The 14126-nt window shown below is 62.1% G+C and carries 12 protein-coding genes, 1 pseudogene and 1 riboswitch; of the genes and pseudogenes, 5 read left to right on the top strand and 8 right to left on the bottom strand.

The window, feature by feature from the left end; all coding sequences use genetic code 11:
- Positions 1–62: 62 nt before the first annotated feature.
- Positions 63–944: a dienelactone hydrolase family protein gene (locus AC0L17_RS10170; RefSeq protein WP_473515726.1), complete on the bottom strand. Its 882-nt coding sequence runs from the start codon at positions 942–944 to the stop codon at positions 63–65.
- A gap of 125 nt (positions 945–1069) precedes the next feature.
- Positions 1070–1315, bottom strand: a pseudogene (locus AC0L17_RS10165) (SOS response-associated peptidase family protein); the annotation flags it as partial.
- Positions 1316–1575: 260 nt separating this feature from the next.
- On the opposite strand from AC0L17_RS10165, the gene AC0L17_RS10160 reads away from it, so the two are divergent.
- On the top strand, positions 1576–1719 hold the full coding sequence (locus AC0L17_RS10160; RefSeq protein ID WP_473515725.1) for a low affinity iron permease family protein: 144 nt from the start codon (positions 1576–1578) through the stop codon (positions 1717–1719).
- Between the two features lie 192 nt (positions 1720–1911).
- On the opposite strand, the gene AC0L17_RS10155 is transcribed toward AC0L17_RS10160, so the two are convergent.
- Positions 1912–2211, bottom strand: coding sequence for a DUF1236 domain-containing protein (locus AC0L17_RS10155; RefSeq protein ID WP_091597134.1), 300 nt, complete (start codon positions 2209–2211; stop codon positions 1912–1914).
- A gap of 242 nt (positions 2212–2453) precedes the next feature.
- Positions 2454–2891, bottom strand: a complete 438-nt coding sequence (locus AC0L17_RS10150) for a VOC family protein (RefSeq protein WP_473515724.1) — start codon at positions 2889–2891, stop codon at positions 2454–2456.
- A gap of 1043 nt (positions 2892–3934) precedes the next feature.
- On the opposite strand from AC0L17_RS10150, the gene AC0L17_RS10145 reads away from it, so the two are divergent.
- Positions 3935–4423 carry a nucleotidyltransferase family protein gene (locus AC0L17_RS10145; RefSeq protein ID WP_473515723.1) on the top strand — a complete coding sequence of 163 codons (489 nt, stop codon included), beginning with the start codon at positions 3935–3937 and terminating at the stop codon, positions 4421–4423.
- Entirely contained in the window at positions 4323–4697 is a 375-nt protein-coding gene (locus AC0L17_RS10140) for an Imm8 family immunity protein (RefSeq protein ID WP_473515722.1), read from the top strand. Before AC0L17_RS10145 ends, AC0L17_RS10140 begins: the two co-directional genes overlap by 101 nt.
- Before the next feature lie 52 nt (positions 4698–4749).
- Here AC0L17_RS10140 and parE read toward each other — a convergent pair whose 3' ends face one another.
- On the bottom strand, positions 4750–6801 hold the full coding sequence (parE, locus tag AC0L17_RS10135) for a DNA topoisomerase IV subunit B (protein ID WP_128168974.1): 2052 nt from the start codon (positions 6799–6801) through the stop codon (positions 4750–4752).
- 267 nt (positions 6802–7068) lie between these two features.
- Here parE and AC0L17_RS10130 point away from each other — a divergent pair, with 267 nt between their 5' ends.
- The gene (locus AC0L17_RS10130) at positions 7069–8238 is read left to right on the top strand and encodes a GGDEF domain-containing protein (protein WP_027156274.1); all 1170 of its coding nucleotides are present in this window, start codon (positions 7069–7071) and stop codon (positions 8236–8238) included.
- 134 nt (positions 8239–8372) lie between these two features.
- Here the strand turns inward: AC0L17_RS10130 and gcvP are convergent, their stop codons facing one another.
- Genes gcvP through gcvT form a run of 3 tightly spaced genes read right to left on the bottom strand, consistent with a single transcriptional unit; the run spans position 8373 to position 12692 of the window.
- Positions 8373–11183, bottom strand: a complete 2811-nt coding sequence (gene gcvP, locus AC0L17_RS10125) for an aminomethyl-transferring glycine dehydrogenase (RefSeq protein WP_473515721.1) — start codon at positions 11181–11183, stop codon at positions 8373–8375.
- 19 nt (positions 11184–11202) lie between these two features.
- Positions 11203–11571, bottom strand: coding sequence for a glycine cleavage system protein GcvH (gcvH, locus tag AC0L17_RS10120; protein ID WP_027156276.1), 369 nt, complete (start codon positions 11569–11571; stop codon positions 11203–11205).
- Positions 11572–11576: 5 nt separating this feature from the next.
- Complete coding sequence (gene gcvT / locus AC0L17_RS10115; RefSeq protein WP_473515720.1) at positions 11577–12692, bottom strand: glycine cleavage system aminomethyltransferase GcvT; 1116 nt, start codon at positions 12690–12692, stop codon at positions 11577–11579.
- Positions 12693–12844: 152 nt separating this feature from the next.
- A riboswitch (glycine riboswitch) is annotated at positions 12845–12932 on the bottom strand.
- 164 nt (positions 12933–13096) lie between these two features.
- Here gcvT and AC0L17_RS10110 point away from each other — a divergent pair.
- Positions 13097–14095, top strand: coding sequence for a hypothetical protein (locus AC0L17_RS10110; protein ID WP_473515719.1), 999 nt, complete (start codon positions 13097–13099; stop codon positions 14093–14095).
- Positions 14096–14126: the final 31 nt, after the last annotated feature.

Below are 14126 nucleotides of genomic sequence, written 5' to 3'. Positions count from 1 at the left end.
AACGTCTAAGGTCCGCAACGGGGTGATGGAAAGCGGCCTTGCGGCACAAGTGTCTGTCTGGATCAGTGTTCAAGCGTTTCACTGAGGAAAACGTGTGAATCCTGAAACGAGCGATTGGCGGCGAGTTCATTGTATTGCAGGAAGTGGCCGAAGGACGAGATGCCCGTTTTCAGGTTCTCGGCGTCGAATGCGTGCGTGGCGTCCGGGTAGACGATGAGTTTGACGGGGCTCCCTTTGCCGCTGCGTTGCTCCATCATTTTCCGGCAGGCCGCCGCCGGGGTCCAATCGTCGCGTTCGCCGACTAGGATCAAGGTCGGAACGGCCATCTCACCACTCGTCACCGAGCATGAGGGGTAGTAGGCAGTCGCAGCTTGGAATTTCTGCTTCATAAGCGCTTCCGCAGCGCCAAGCTGGACGGCTTGCAGCACAGCGATTCCGCCAGCGGACAACCCCATTACCGCGACGCGTCGAGAGTCGACGAAGCCGAGCGTCGTGAGGAATTCCAAGGCGCCGTAGGCGTCGTTGACCCGATCGTAAAACAGCCGGTCGCAGGTATGCCGGATGCCGCGCGTCGTGAAACTGTCGACGGCTAATACGACATACCCCCAGGACGACAATCTTCTTGACCAGGCCTCTCTTTCTCGGAGGCCAAGGCCGGCACAGCCATGAAGCAGGACGACAGCCGGGAACGGTCCATCCCCTGCTGGGCGTGTCAGGAATCCCTGTATCGGCGCGCCGGAAAAAACTTTTGGTTCTTCGCCACGCTGCCGCGCCATGCGCGTCTGAAACGGTGTCGGCTGGAATGAGGCGCTTTTGAACTTCACCAACTGGTCGGCATTCGAATGAAAAATTCCAAGACAACTGATGATACCGCAGAAGATCAGTCTGGCTGCATTTCGAAGGAAGGCTGGTGGGCCAAAGGTCTCGATCCAGCGGGCGTGCATCTCGGCTCCAGTCCCTCAGACTTCTTATCGACCGAGCTTATGCGCTGACCGGCAAGGTCTTCAATGGGTCGGCTTCGGCCGATCGACCTTGATCGTTTTAACGACCGCTCCTGGGCGCTAAGCAGCTATTGGCTCCCCCGCCGCACCGTCTCGACCGCGAGTGACCCTCTCGGCAATGGTCGCAAAAGTTCAGCTTCGGGCTTTGTTAGGTGGATCCAGGCTGCCCAGTCCGCCGGCTGGAGCACAACGACTTGTCGGTTGTGGTAAGGAGCCACGTCCGGCCCCGGCGCAGTCGTGAGCATGGTGAACGTAGGCGGCTTGTTGCCGGCGCCTTCTTTCCACAACGCGGCGATCGCCATGAACGGGGAGTCGGCTGGGCATTCTATACGAGGTGATGGACAAACACCTTGGGTTCCCACTGCTGCGCGCTCCAAAGCTCACATTTCATCCTTTTACGCGCTACGGACTGGTAAAAGCTGTCGGTAGAGACCTTGCGAAACCCCTTTGCTTTTGCCGCCGCTCGTTCAGCTTGAGCTCCAGCAGATTGACCATCCCAAATGCGCCTTCGGCGCCTTATATGACGCACGCAGCCTCGATTGGCATTCGATTGCGACGCTAGCGACACGGGGCCATGATTCTTTTCATCCAGTGCGCCGAACGTCGCGATACTCAGGCCATGAACGCCAAGACGGACGAACTGCTTCGCGCGGTCGGCAAGGCTGATACCGAGACGGTCAAGATCGACAAAGAGGAACCTGAAGAGATTGACCGATAACGAGACCCGGCATAGCCGCGCGAAACCGTTGCAGCCCCAATGCGTTGGGTTGGGCCGCAAGTTACCGGATGAGCCGACAGACCATTGCCTACGGGAGAGGACAGGCAATGGTCTGTTGGATCAGACCGACTTCCAGATTTAGTGTCCTGCTATACCTTTCGGCACCGCGGGCTGTGCTCCCAGTCGCTTAGGTCACTCGATGACTTTGATGATCTTGCGTGTGCCTGGATCAACGACAACGGTCCGGTTGTCGACCATCACGTAACTGTATTTGGTGTCGGGAACTTCATGAAGCTCGACCGTCTCGGGCAGCGTTGAGCCGATATTGAGCTCTATCCCAGGGACCTTCACCGATGCGAGCGGCTGCTTCTTCACATATTCCCTGATGACGGTCTCCTGTTCAGGCTCGATGACTACGTCCTGAGCGGCAGCAGCGCCGATACCTGCCAGCAGCAGAAATCCCGCGGCTGCAGTGGAAAGTCGCATTTTCATAGTTGCCTCCTATGTGAGTCCTCTCGCGCCGAACAGCATCGTCACGCGCGATACTCACCGAACCCGCAGCAGCTGCAAAAGTTCCTTTGGCTGGGAGCTTCGGGCCGATCTCAGACAGGACCCAAGTCTCACTGTTCGCGCAACAGACTGGACATCGCACCATCCGGAACCGCGGCTGCCCGTCGGCCTCGGACGCGCTCGCTGGCATTCGTCACTCTTGGCCATTTGCCTTAGTATTGCGCTCAGCTGAGTTCTTGGGCGAGTCCGATGAGGAGCCCTTCAGGCCCACGGATGTAGCAGAGCCGATACGCGTCTTTATACTGGACTACTTCGCCTTCGAGCTGCGCGCCGCGATTGCGGAGCCTTTCAAGCGTCTCGTCGATGTCGTCCACGGCGAACATGACGCGGAGGTAGCCGAAGGCGTTGACCGGGGCGTTCCGGTGATCTGCGACGACAGGCGGCGTGAGGAAGCAGGAGAGCTCGAGCCGGCTGTGGCCGTCCGGTGTGCGCATCATGGCAATCTCGACACGCTGATCGCCCAGTCCAGTGACACGTCCGGCCCATTCTCCCTCGATCGTGGCCCGCCCTTCGAGCTCGAGGCCGAGTTCGCGAAAGAACTCGATCGTCCCTCCGAGGTCTTCGACGACGATCCCTACGTTGTCCATCCGCTTGAGCGCCATGTTTAGAATCTCCAGGGTGTCGTTCCAATCTACAAGGTGTCGACTAGTCTAACAGCGGACGCTTGAGTGCCCGCAACACCGATGGATGATGACATGTGGACGTGCGGTCGTGTCCACATGTCTACAATTCTGCGGCCCCAGGGGGCTAAGGACAGGCATCACGAAACGGATGTGGTGAGAGCGCCACATGCAGCAACCGAAGCCGCCGCACGTCGTGCCGATGCGGAGGCGCGCATGAGCGCGGCCCTACTGATGCCGCGCGAGCCGGTCCATGCGTGCGTTTGCTTCGGCCAAACTAGCCAGCGCTTGCTCGACTTTTTGAGCCGAGGCGTCTGTGCGCTTGATGTGCCGGATCATTTGCTGCCTCAACCGCGCGAGCCTTTCCGCGCGATATAGATCGCCGTATCTGGCAGTTTCAAGGTGGAGGGTCGCGAGCCTCATGGGCGAGGATTCCGATTATCTAGCAGTAGAAATTCGCGAATCCGCCTTTCGTTCCGATGTCCGACCTTGCCCTCGCAAAAGCTGGCCGGACGGCCGCGACGACTGAGCCGCATCCCTGCCAAAAAAGAGATCGTCCGCTGATGCTGCTCAGTCGACCGCGGGGCCAACGAGGTAGCGGAAGTGATTGCGGATGTGGCCGTTGAAGAAGCGGCCTTGGCGAAGGCGGCTCACGAGCAGCGCTGTTGCTAATCGCGGGGCCTTAGCAAAGCATCGCATTCGGCCGCTCGCTGGGCGGATTCGAGAACAAGGGCCAATCACGGCATGATCCGCCAATGGTGTCGGGGGATACCTCATGCGTTTAAAACGAAATGCTAGGCGGTCGGCCTTTCGACAGCCGCAGAGGCTGTTGGCGATCGTGACGGCGCTGGGGTAGCAGGCTTTATCGTGTCTGGCGGCAGGTCCGCGGTTTCCTTGAAGTGCGGATCCGATTGCCGGCATAGCATCACATGGGTCCAAGCGTCAGGTCTTCACCACTAGCTTGGGTTTGGTAGCCGCGATTGCGTTGCGTTGTAGGCGCAAAAAACTGCTACTATTTTAGGGCCATGCACGATTTTGCTTCGAAACGACTTAAGGTTCCGGCAGAGATCAAGCCGTTGATCGATGAGATCAGGCTTCGGTTGAGCCCCGATTCTATATGGCTGTTCGGCAGCCGAGCGCGGGGCGACAATCGACCTGACAGCGACTGGGATATTCTCGTTGCTTTGCCCGACGACGCCACGCCGGAACTGCTCGATCCGCTCGTCGGTTGGACGATTCAGCATGAAGTCGGAATTCCTGCCACAATCCTCTCGACCACGTCGAGTGAATTGGCGGCAAGCTGGGGTTCGCGGAATACGATCGCGTACGACGTTGCGCGGGACGGGCGCCAACTGGATGTGACCCACCGGACCATGGCCAGTGCCCTTCGGTTGGCGAATGGGTGCATCACGGATGCACGCCTTCATGAGAGCACAGTACAAGGGTCACCGAATTCTAGACACCGATGCCGGGGCTTTTGCCCTCGATGCGTGGAACCCGCGCGATCCCACTGACTTCTCCGTCACTATTGATTTCTATGCCGGTCCAGAAGGAGATAACAGCGCCGACGCATTTACAGCGACTGTCTGCTCTCCCAATTGGTTCCTTCGATCTCAGGGCGGTAAGGTATTTGCGGCGGAAAGTGTGATTTTCATGCCGCGTTTCGACTACGTCGAGCTCGAAAAGTTTCTCAGGGATCGTTGTGCTGCGACCGAGGGGGAAACTTGGCAGGCCATCGGCGCGCAACTCACCAGACTAGGGCGCTGGGAGTTCGACTATCGCCTTTGAAATTTCAAACTGAGACACTACCTGCCGTTGCGGTTCGCCGAGCCGAAGAAATTCAGATATCCAGCACTTCCGTCTCGGCAAACTCCGCGCGTTCCTGGATGAAGCGGAAGCGGGCTTCCGGCTTGGTGCCCATCAGCGCGTCGACCGCATCCTTGGTCGCCGCCTCGGCATCGATCACGTCGACCCTGAGCAGCGTGCGCTTTCTCGGGTCCATGGTGGTTTCCTTGAGCTGGGCGGCCATCATTTCGCCCAACCCCTTGAAGCGGCCGATTTCGACCTTGCCGCGCCCGGTGAACTCGGTGCGCAGAAGTTCTTCCTTATGCGCATCGTCGCGGGCATAGGCGACCTTGCCGCCCTGGCGGATCGAGTAGAGCGGCGGCACCGCCAGGTAGAGATGGCCGTCGCGGACCAGGCTCGGCATCTCCTGGTAGAAGAAGGTGATCAGCAACGAAGCGATATGGGCGCCGTCGACGTCGGCGTCGGTCATGATGATGACCCGGTCGTAGCGCAGATCCTGATCGCGGTATTTTGACCGCGTGCCACAGCCAAGCGCCTGGATCAGGTCGGAAATCTGCTGGTTGCCAGCCAGCTTGTCGTTGCCGGCGCTGGCGACGTTGAGAATCTTGCCGCGTAGCGGCAGCACTGCCTGGCTGGCGCGGTCGCGCGCCTGTTTCGCCGAGCCGCCGGCCGAATCGCCCTCGACGATGAAGAGCTCGGCGCCGGCCGCTGCATTCTGCGTGCAGTCGGCGAGCTTGCCGGGCAGGCGCAGCTTGCGCACCGCGCTCTTGCGCGAGACTTCCTTTTCCTGGCGGCGGCGCACCCGCTCGTCAGCACGCGCGATCACCCATTCAAGCAGCTTCGAAGCTTCCTGCGGGTTGTCGGCCAGCCAGTGGTCGAAGGGGTCGCGGATCGCGGCCTCGACGATCCTGATCGCCTCGATCGTCGCCAGCCGGTCCTTGGTCTGGCCGACGAATTCCGGCTCGCGGATGAACACCGACAGCATGCCCGCCGCCGAGATCATGACGTCTTCCGAGGTGACGATCGAAGCGCGCTTGTTGCCGACCAGCTCGGCATAGGCGCGCAGGCCGCGCGTCAAGACGTTGCGGAAGCCAGCCTCGTGGGTGCCGCCTTCGCCGGTCGGGATGGTGTTGCAGTAGGAGTTGAGGAACCCGTCGCCGCCGAACCAGGTCACCGCCCATTCGAGCGAGCCGTGGCCGCCTTGCCTGTCGCTTTTGCCGGCAAAGATTTCGCGGGTGACCTGGAATTCGTCGCCGAGCGAGGCTTTCAGATAGTCCTTGAGGCCGCCGGGAAAATGGAACTCGGCCTTGGCGGGCGTCGTGTCCTTCTCCTTGATCAGCGAGGGGTCGCAGGTCCAGCGGATCTCGACGCCGCCGAACAGATAGGCCTTCGAGCGCGTCATCCGATAGAGCCGCGCCGGCTCGAATGCCGCACCCTTGCCGAAGATCTGCTCATCGGGATGGAAGCGTATTCTGGTGCCGCGGCGGTTATGCACCTCGCCGAGCTGCTCCAGGCCGGTCACCGGAACGCCGCGCGAAAAGCGCTGGCGATAGAGCTGGCGGCCGCGCGCGACCTCGACCTCGAGATGGTCCGACAGCGCGTTGACGACGGAGACGCCGACGCCGTGCAGGCCGCCCGAGGTCTCGTAGACCTTGCTGTCGAACTTGCCGCCGGAATGCAGTGTCGTCATGATGACTTCGAGCGCAGGCTTCTTGAATTTCGGATGCGGATCGACCGGAATGCCGCGGCCATTGTCGGTCACCGCCAGATATCCGTCGGCCGAAAGCTCGACATCGATGAAAGTCGCGTGGCCGGCGACCGCCTCGTCCATCGAATTGTCGATGACCTCGGCGAACAAATGGTGCATCGCCTTGTCGTCGGTGCCGCCGATATACATGCCGGGCCGCCGCCGCACCGGCTCCAGCCCTTCCAGAACCTCGATGTCGGCGGCACTGTAGCTCTCGCTGCCGTCGCGGGATGCCGGGCGCTTCGCCGCCTGCACCAGCGGGTCGGCCGGGCGCGCGGTGGCGCGAACCGGTTGCGGCTGCTTGTCCAAATTGCCGAAAAGATCGTTGCTGTCGTTCATGCTGGTCCTGGATTGCGATGCTGCGAATCACCACCCGATACTGCCACGCTTTTTGCGGGCAGGCGACGGAGGTTCCCGTTCCGTTCGAGGATAGAGCCTCTTACTGCAAAACCATCCGACAACCAAGCGGCGGAAATGGGCCGAGGGCATCGACGCTTTGTAAACCTTGTCCGGAGGTTACGCCGGAAGGTTGGCCGAAAAAGGGTATTCGCGGATTGCTGCTGACCTAGAATGCGGCAGAACCCGAGAAGAGGCTGTCGCTTACGCATGTTGGATTACAGTTCGCTCCTGCTTGCGGCAGCGCTGTCGGGCACGTGCCTCAGCATCACCCTGTTTGCGATCTGGTGCACCGCGCCACAGGCACGCTTTGTGCTGACGGTGGCGTGCGGCATTCTCGTGCTCGTCGCACATGTGGTCTTGTTCTGGCACTATGCCAAGCATCCCAGCCCCTGGCTTTGCCAGATTGTACTTGCGCTTCTCAGCCTGGGCCTTCTGACCCTCTGCCTGTCGGCCATGCAGTATCTCGGCGTCCACGACTACAGGCGCGCCATCTTGCCGACCCTGGCTGCGATGGCGGTTTGCGCAGGCGCGACGTCGCTGGGCTTTGACGGCGTCGGCTTCATCGTCACCTACGCGACGGTAACGGCGCTGCTCTCGCTTATCGGGGTGATGTTCTGGATCAAAGGTGGTCATGATCGCCGGATATTGCTGGTCGTTTCGTTCCTGAGCGGCGTCTGCGCGCTGTCCTTTGGACTTTGCGGCGCGGTCCTGCTGGTCAAGGGCCAATGGGTGCTCGGCGTTGCGCCCGACAACTGGGCCGAACGGTTGAATTCCGCCGTGGCGGTCGCCTGCATGACGGGGCTCGGCGCATTGACGCTCTCCCTGCACCATTTGCAGGCGCAGATCGAACTGAAGGCCGAGACCATGACCGACCCATTGACCGGGCTGATGAACCGGCGGGCGTTGACGGCATTCTACGGCGAGCGGATTTTCGGCCCGTTCATGTCCGTCGCCATGTTCGACCTCGACCATTTCAAGAAGACGAACGATGTATTCGGTCATCCGGTCGGCGATCAGGTTCTGCGCCGCTTCGCCGCTGTCGTCAGAAAATACTCCAGGACCGGCGTCGACGCCTTCCGGCTGGGCGGCGAGGAATTCGTCCTCGTCATGTCGCGGATGACTGAAGAGAAGGCTTACGACATTGCGAGCAAGATCAGCGTCGCCTTCGGCACGGAGGTTGTCGCCACCCAGCTTGGTCCGTTGCGCAGCACAGTCAGTGGCGGCATCGGCTTTGGCGGGACGGATGGCACCAGTCTCGACAATGTGCTGGCCGAAGCCGACGCCGCACTCTATGCGGCAAAGCGCGCCGGGCGAAATCGCGTCGTCGCCCAGAACAAGGCGAGCAAGGCCGACGCGCCGGCCTTGCGTTCTGCCTGATTGAGGCTTCTATCTTCTTGTTAGACCATGATTCTTGTCCGAAAACCGGATTCCACTTTTCGGGATCATGGTCTATCTTCTTGTTAGACCATGATCTTGTCCGAAAACCGGATTCCACTTTTCGGGATCATGATCTACTCCGCCGCCCCCAGATATTCCGACAGCGGCGGGCAGGAGCAGACGAGGTTGCGGTCGCCGGCGACATTGTCGATGCGCGACACCGGCGGCCAGTATTTGGCTGACGTGTCGGCATCGCCGGCGGGGTAGGCCGCCTCCAGGCGCGAATAGGGATGGGTCCACTGGCCGGCCAGCGCCTCGGCGGCGGTATGCGGCGCATTGACCAGTGGATTGTCGGCCAGGGGCCATTCGCCTTTCGCCACCTTGGCTGCCTCGCCTGATATCGCGATCATCGCCTCGCAGAAGCGATCGAGCTCGCGCTTGGGCTCGGACTCGGTCGGCTCGACCATCAGCGTGCCGGCGACCGGAAACGACATGGTCGGCGCATGGAAACCATAGTCGATCAGCCGCTTGGCGACGTCGTCGACGCTGATGCCGGCACTGTCCTTGAGCACGCGGGTATCGAGGATGCATTCATGCGCGACGCGCTCGTGCCTGCCCTTGTAGAGCACCGGGAAATGCGCTCCGAGCCGCGTCGCCACATAATTGGCGGAAATGATCGCCGTCTCGGTCGCCTGCTTCAGGCCCGAAGCGCCCATCATCCGGATATACATCCAGGTGATCGGCAGGATCGAAGCGCTGCCGAACGGTGCAGCCGACACGGCATGGCCCGAGCCTTCGACGACGTGGCCGGGCAGATAGGGTTGCAGATGCGCCTTGACGCCGATCGGGCCGACGCCGGGACCGCCGCCGCCATGCGGGATGCAGAACGTCTTGTGCAGGTTCATGTGGCAGACGTCGGCGCCGATGTCGCCGGGGCGGGCGAGACCGACCAGCGCGTTGAGGTTGGCGCCGTCGAAATAGACCTGGCCGCCATGCTCATGGACAAGGGCGCAGAGGTCGCGCGCGCCTTCCTCGAAAACGCCGTGCGTCGAGGGATAGGTGAACATCAGCGCCGCAAGGTCTTGCGCATGCTCGTCCGCCTTGGCTTTCAGGTCATCGACGTCGATGTTGCCGTCTTCGGTGCAGCGCACGACGACGACGTTCATGCCGGCCATCGCCGCACTCGCCGGATTGGTGCCATGCGCCGATGACGGGATCAGGCAGACCGTGCGGTGAGCTTCGCCGCGTGAGCGGTGATAGCCGCGAATGGCGAGCAGCCCGGCATACTCGCCCTGGCTGCCGGCGTTGGGCTGCAGGGTCACCGCGTCGAACCCGGTGATCTCCGCCAGCCAGGCTTCCAGTTCGTCGATCATGGCGCGGTAGCCGGCCGAATGGCTTGCCGGGGCGAAGGGATGCAAATTGGCGATATCAGGCCAGCTTACCGGCATCATCTCGGCGGCGGCATTGAGTTTCATCGTGCAGGAGCCGAGCGGGATCATGGCGCGGTCGAGCGCCAGGTCCTTGTCGGCCAGCCGGCGCAGGAAGCGCATCATGTCGGTTTCCGAGTGGTTTTCGCGGAAGACAGGCTGCGTGAGAAACGCCTTGCCGCGCGGTTTTCCGGGCATGGTGCTGCCGACGGCTGCGCCCGGCTTGGCGCCGAACAGCGCCGCGATCGCCTCCAGATCGGCCTCGGTCGAGGTTTCGTCGAAGCTGATGCCGATGCGGTCGGCGTCGATGACGCGCAGCAATCGGCCGGTCTTTTCGGCTGCGGCGCCAATCGCCCCGGCTCTGCCTTTCACTTCCACCGCCACGGTGTCGAAGCGGCTTGCGCCAAGCACCGAAATTCCTGCTGCCTCGAGACCGGCAGCCAGCCGGTTGGCCAATGCATGGATTCGGCCGGCAATCGCCTGCAGCCCGGCAGGGCCGTGCCAGATCGCATAGGCGGTCGCCATGTTGGCGAGCAGCGCCTGCGCGGTGCAGATGTTGGAGGTCGCCTTGTCGCGGCGGATATGCTGTTCACGCGTCTGCAAGGCGAGGCGATAGCCGGGCCGGCCCTTGCTGTCGGTGGACTGGCCGACCAGGCGGCCGGGCATCAGCCGCGTCAGCCTGTCGGAAACGGCGCAATAAGCGGCATGCGGCCCGCCAAAGCCCATCGGCACGCCGAAGCGCTGCATCGGGCCGACGGCGATGTCGGCGCCAAGCGCAGCCGGCGCGTCGGTCAGCGTCAGGGCGAGCGGATCGGCAATGAAGACGACCAGCGCGCCGGTGGCGCGAGCTTTCTCGATTGCCGCCCTGTGGTCGCCATAGACGCCAAACGTATCGGGCCAGGAGACCAGCAGAGCGGCTGTGTTGTCGTCGATCGTGTCACCATCGACCTCGATGCCGAGCGGCTCGGCGCGGGTGCGCACGACGTCAAGCGTCTGCGGATGCGGCGTGCCGGCCAGCGCCACCTTGGTCCGCTTGTCGCGGTGGTGGCGTAACGCGATGCCGACTGCTTCGGCCACCGCCGTCGCCTCGTCGAGCAACGAGGCCGACGCGACCGGCAGCCCGGTCAGTTCGGTGACCAAGGTCTGGAAATTGAACAGCATTTCGAGCCGGCCCTGGCTGATCTCGGCCTGGTAGGGCGTGTAAGCCGTATACCAGGCCGGGTTCTCGAACAGGTTGCGCTGGATGACCGGCGGCACGTGGACGCCGTGATAGCCGGCGCCGATGAAGCTCTTCAAAACTGTATTTTTCGCCATTGTCGCTGACAGCTCGGCCAGCGCCTCGGCTTCGCTCGCCGGGGCCGGCAAGGCCAGCGGCCGGTCGAGCCGGATCGATTTCGGCACAGCCTGGCTGATCAGCGTCTCGACCGACGGAACGCCGATCGTCGCCAGCATGGCTCTGACATCATTGAGGCCGGGGCCAATATGGCGGGCCGAGAAGGAGTAGGGTGCTACGGTCATCTTTCCTGGTCCTGCTCTCTCAACCAATATGGGCTTTGTAGGCGGCCTCATCCAGGAGACCTTCGAGTTGGCTTTCATCGGCCAGCTTCATCTTCCACAGCCAGCCGTCGCTGGCCGCCGCCGAATTGACCAGGGACGGATCAGACGAAAGCGCGGTGTTGGCCTCGGTGATCTCGCCGTCGACCGGCGCATAGACGTCCGATGCCGCCTTGACCGATTCGACCACGACGGCGGTATCGCCCTTGGCCAGCTTTTTCCCAGGCTCCGGCAATTCGACGAAGACGAGATCGCCGAGCTGTTCCTGCGCGTAGTCGGTGATGCCGATGGTGGCGATACCGCCTTCGACGCGGAGCCATTCGTGATCTTCAGTGAAATAGGTCTTTGCCATGAAGTTCATCCTTTGCGGTAGCGATGCGGCGTGAAGGGCAGGGGATTGATATTGACCGGGATTTTGGTCCCGCGAACGTCGGCGAAGAGTTTTGCGCCGGGTTTGGCCAGCGACGCCTGGACGTAGCCCATGGCGACCGGATGGCCGGCCGAGGGGCCGAAGCCGCCGGAGGTGACGTGGCCGGCGGGATTGCCGTCGGCATCGAACAGGGCAGCACCGGGACGCACCGGCTGGCGGCCTTCCGGCTTCAGGCCGACGCGTTTTTGCGTCGGGCCGCGCTCCAGGATTGAACGCAAGGCGTCGGCGCCGATGAAAGCGCCAGAGGCGCGAACCTCCTTCGGGATCGCCCACATCAGCCCGGCGCCGGCCGGGTCCATCTCAGGCGTGATGTCCAGTCCGTGCAGGCACAGCCCTGCTTCGAGCCGCAGGCTGTCGCGGGCGGCCAGCCCAACCCACATCACGCGCTCGTCCTCGAGCAGTTTGGCGACGAGATTTCGCGCATCCGCTTCCGGCAGGCCGACCTCGAAGCCGTCCTCGCCGGTATAGCCCGAGCGGCTCATGAACCAGTTTTCGCGCGGCTCGAAGCCGTGCATGAACAGCAGCGATCCGGTTTCGATGCCGGCGCGCGACAGGGCGGCCCAGGCTTCGGGACCCTGGATTGCCAGGAAGACGCGGTCGAGTGCTTCAATCTTGGCGTCAAAGTCCGCCTTGGCATCAAAGTCGGCAAGCTCACGAAGGTGTTTTTCGTCGGCTTCAGCATTGCCGGCATTGGCGACGACCATGAAGCGTTGCCGGCCGAGCCTGGTGACGATCAGATCGTCGATGATCCCGGCGGCTTCATTGAGAAAGAACGTGTATTTGGACTGGGAAATCTCAAGCGCGCCGGCGTCGAACGGGCAGGCCCGATTGAGCAGTGCTTCAGCGCCCAAGCCACTGATCTCGAACAGCTTCATGTGTGAGATGTCGAACAGGCCGGCATGTTCGCGGGTATGAAGGTGCTCCTTCATCACGCCGGCCGGATAGGTGAGCGGCATCGACCAGCCGGCGAACGCGCCAAAGCGCGCACCGGCGGCCACGTGCAGGTCTTCGAGGGGAAGGTGTTTGGTGTCGTCGCCCGTCATGTCGTCTCCAGAGTCGCACGCAATCGGCCGCGAATGGCGACCAGTCCGTGCCCCTCTGTCTGAAGCCTGAGAGACTCGCGCCCCGTAACTCTGTCGGCAGCGCTTACACCTTCGGCGCGGGGCGAAAAAAGCCCCGACTTTCCAGAGTGTCTTTCCCGTCTACGGTTCTTTTTGCCTGAGAGATTTCGGGCGATTTCCCCTTCGGCGGCAGCTCTCGCTGCTCTCTCCCGCAAACAGGTAGGACTCAATTTGAGCCCTCGACTCGTCATCCATAGCCTGTCGGCGACACCTTGTCACCTGCTAGCGACAGCTTACCGACAAGTCTTCGCTAACCACGCGGTTTGCCGGTTTCTCAAGGAACTGCCGATATGTTGGGTCCAAGTGACGTATGGATGGGAAACGAAATGGGCGAATTGAAGAGCGTTCCGGTGGCCGAGTTGGCCTCGAAAAATCGAGTCACAGCGGAAGACGTGGTCATGCTGCGCCGCGAGGTGTTCGGCGACGGGGTGGTGACGCGGAGCGAGGCCGAGGCGCTGTTTGCGCTCGACGCGATAGAAGGGGACAAATGCGCGGAATGGCCGGATTTTTTCATCGAAGCCATCACCGACCTCATCGTTCATCAGGAAAAGCCGGCGGGCTATATCTCGCAGGACAATGCCGACTGGCTGGTCCAAGCGATTTCGCGTGACGGCATGGTCGACAGCCTGACCGAACTCGAACTGCTCGTGCATGTGCTGGAAAAGGCGAAATCCTCGCCGAACGGGCTTTGCGCCTATGCGCTGGAGCAGGTCGCCCATGCCATCATCGACGGCAAAGGGCCGCTGATGCACGGCGGTAAGCTGTTTCCCGGGCTGATCGCCAAGGCTGAAGTCGAGCTTCTGCGCCGCATCCTCTATGCCTATGGCGGCGACGGCAACATTGCCATCACCCGCGCCGAGGCAGAGGTGCTGTTCAAGATCAACGAGCGGACCGCGGCAGCCAACAACGATCCATCGTGGAATGATCTGTTCGTCAAGGCGCTCGCCAATTACGTCATGTGCTCGGCCGGCTACGAAGCTCCGGTGCGCGACGTGGCGCTGCGGCAAGATGCTTTCCTGGAGCAGGCCGATCCAGAGATCGGCGGTTTCTTCGGCCGCATGGTTTCGGGTGGCCTCGCCGGCATCATGAAAGCCTACTGCGCGCCGGGCGATATCGAATCCGAATGGGAATCGAAGAACAAGGCAGCCGAAGCATTGGCACGCCGCGCCGAAACGATCGACGCGTGCGAGGCGAAATGGCTGGCCGAGCGCATCGGCAGCGACCGGCCGCTGCATGAGAACGAGCGCGCGCTGCTGACACTGATCAAGCACGCCTCGCCGGAAATCCATCCGGTGCTCAAGCCGCTGATCGACAAGGTCGCCTGAGCAAAGCACCAAACACTGATCGGAAATGGCG

This window comes from Mesorhizobium sp. WSM4829 (assembly GCF_055811475.1).
The sequence above is the reverse complement of the archived record's forward strand: the minus strand, read 5'-3'. Positions and strand labels throughout refer to the sequence as shown.